Annotated in this window: 1 protein-coding gene and 1 pseudogene; one reads left to right on the top strand and one right to left on the bottom strand. The window is 72.8% G+C overall.

From position 1 onward, the window contains the following. Window positions 1-343: pseudogene (locus tag AC1DYI_RS31180) on the bottom strand (hypothetical protein); the annotation flags it as partial. Between the two features lie 321 nt (window positions 344-664). On the opposite strand from AC1DYI_RS31180, the gene AC1DYI_RS31175 reads away from it, so the two are divergent. Continuing rightward, a partial coding sequence (locus AC1DYI_RS31175; protein ID WP_477207991.1) for a protein kinase domain-containing protein occupies window positions 665-2,969 on the top strand: 2,305 nt, incomplete at its 3' end.

The raw sequence follows: 2,969 nt of genomic DNA, 5'->3' as shown, positions 1-2,969 counted from the left end.
GCGCAGGCTCGGCGGTCGGCGTGGTGGCGATCACCGGTGCGGGCGGCGGCGGCAACGTGCGCGGCACGACCGGGGGCGGAGGCGGCGGTGGTTGGGGTGGCGACGGCGGCGGTGGTTGGGGTGGCGACGGCGGCGGTGGTGCGGCAATGAAGTCGACGACCAGCGGCGCGACCTCGGCCACCGCCTCGCGCACCGAGTCGATCTGCATCAGGCCCCAAGCCGCGCCCACATGAGCAGCCACCACCGCCAGCACCAGGCTGCGCCCGGCCCACGCGGGCACCGGCGCGCTCGGTCGACCCAGCAGCGCGCTGGACAGGCCATGGTTCGGCGGGGAAGAAGGCAAGGTGGACAAGCGGGCCTCGCGCGCACAGCGCAACAAGAAGGCCGCGCCTGGGCGGACACGGCCTCGAATTCGGACTTGTTGGCTGGCTGCGGCGGACCCGGCACCCGTCTGGCGCGAGGGGGCGGTGTCAGCCGAGGGGCTGGCTAGTCAATTATTGTATTGCGAATTATTCGTATTTGCAAAGCTGCCTTGGCCGTGCTGTTGGCGTGCCTGCCCTCCCAAGAACGAAGGGGAACGAAACAGACGTTGCACCCGCGCACCTTGCGCATCTCGCCCCGCCACCGTCCAATGCGTCAGCCGCAGCTTGGGCATTTGAGAGGGATGGCAGAAGAAGACAAAGATGCATGGAGTCGCCTGGTCGACGAGGCGCTCGACCGGGCGCCGGGCGCTGCCAGCGATTGGCTCGCCTCGCTGCCGCTGCCGCCCCCGTCCRCAATCGACACCTTGTGGCCGCCGACCGACCACGACAACCGCTCGCCTGCACCAGCCGGTGAAGCCGGTGAGCCGCAGCCTGGCGACACGGTGGGCACCTACCGACTGGTGCGCCCGGTCGCGCGCGGCGGCATGGGCAGCGTCTGGCTGGCTGAGCGCGCCGATGGTTCGCTGCAGCGCCGCGTGGCCATCAAGCTGCCSCACCTGGCCTGGGGCGCCGGCCTGGCCGAGCGCATGCTGCGCGAGCGCGACATCGGCGCSCGCCTGGAACACCCSCACATCGCGCGCCTGTACGACGCCGGCGTCGACCACCGCGGCCATCCTTTCCTCGCCTTCGAGTTCATCGACGGCGTGGCCATCGACCTGTGGTGCGAGAGCCGCCAACTCGGCGTGCGYGCGCGCCTGAAGCTGTTCCTGCAGGTGGCGCAAGCGGTGGCCTACGCCCATGCGCGGCTGGTSGTGCACCGCGACCTCAAACCYTCCAATGTGCTGGTCTCGGCCGATGGCCAGGTCCACCTGCTGGACTTCGGCATCGCCAAGCTGCTGCAYGARGCCCCCGACGATGCCGGCGCCACACAACGTCTAGGCGCAGTGATGACGCCGCACTACGCCTCGCCCGAGCAGTTGCGTGGCGAGCCGGTGACGGTGGCCTCGGACGTGTACTCGCTGGGCGTGATGCTGTACGAGCTGTTGACCGGTGAACGGCCGCATGCGCCGCAACGGCCCGGGCTGGCGCCGCTGGAGCAGGCCGTGCAACTGGCGATGCAGACGGCCGAGCCACCGCGCGCCAGCAAGCGGGTGAGCGACCGTGCGCTGGCGCGGGCCTTGCGCGGCGACGTCGACGCCATTCTCGCCAAGGCACTGCAACGCCAGCCCGAGCAGCGCTACGCCACCGTCGATGCGCTCGCCGACGACATCCAGCGCCACCTGGCCGGCGAACCGGTGCGCGCCCGCCCGGGCACCGCCGCCTACCGCCTGGCCAGGCTGGTGACGCGCCACACCCCCGCCAGCGCCGCGGTGGCCACGGTGGCGCTGGCGGCGGTGATCGGCACGGCCGTGATCGTCGGGCAGGCCCGGCGCGCCGGCGCCGAGGCCGAACAGGCCCAACTGGTCAAGCAGTTCGTGGTCGACGCCTTTCGCGCCAGCGCCCAGGTCGACGAGGCCGACGAACAGGGCCGCGCCTCTTCGTTCGAGCGGCTGCTCGAACGCAATGCCCAGCTCATCGCACGCGCCAACACGCCCCGCCTGCAGGCCGAGCTGTACGGCATCGTCGCCGGCATCCTGCTGGACGCCAGGAGCTTCGAGTTCGCAGCGCAGAACGCGCGCCGGCAGATCGCGGCGCTTGAACAAGCCGGCGCCCCCGCGGCCGAGCTGGCCGCGCCGCACCTGCTGCTGTCTCAAGCCTTGCTCGGCGACGGTCTCGCCAGCGAGGCCGAGCAGCAGGCGCGCAGCGCGCTGGCACTGGCGCCACCGGGCACACCCGCGGCTGCGCGCGCGCACCTGCAGCTCAGTGCCTCGCTGGCTGCCGGCGGACAGTTGACGGCGGCCACCGACGAACTGGACCAGGTGGACGCCGAGCTGTTTGCCGGCGGCCGCGCGACGCTGGCCGAGCGGGCGCGCGCGATGGCGCTGCGGGCCGACATCCTCGACGCCCGCGACCGGGCCGAGCAGGCCGAGACCCTGCTGACACATGCCATCGAGACCGCCGACAGCATGAGCGGCCCGCCCAGCCGACTGGCCATCGACCTGCGCCTGGCCCTGGCCCGCCATCTGATCTTGCAGCGGCGCGGCGACGCGGCGCGCGCGACGCTCGCCCCGGCACTGGCCGCCATCCGCGGTGCCGGCGGTGCCAGCGCAGAGGCGGCGTTGGTCGAAGCCGAGATGGGCGCGCTCACGCTGTACGCCGGCGCCAGTCCCGCCGACACCGAGGCCGCCCTGGCGGCGGTGGAGCGCAACCATGCGGTGATCGCCGCGCCCGAGGCGCGCGCCTCGGCGCTGCAAAAAGCCTGGGCCGATGCCTACGCTGCCGAAGCCGCGCTGGTGCGTGGCCACGTCGAGCGCGCGCAGACATTGGCCACTGCGGCGGGCGGTGTCCTGGCACCGCTGGCCCGCGGCCCGCGGGCGAGGCTGCAATTGTTGTCGGTGCTGGCCCTGACGGCTGTGCGCGGCGGGCCGATGGCGCAGGTCAACGGCC

This window comes from Ideonella sp. P3_A4, from assembly GCF_056403075.1.
This window is presented reverse-complemented; position numbering and strand designations above follow the sequence as displayed.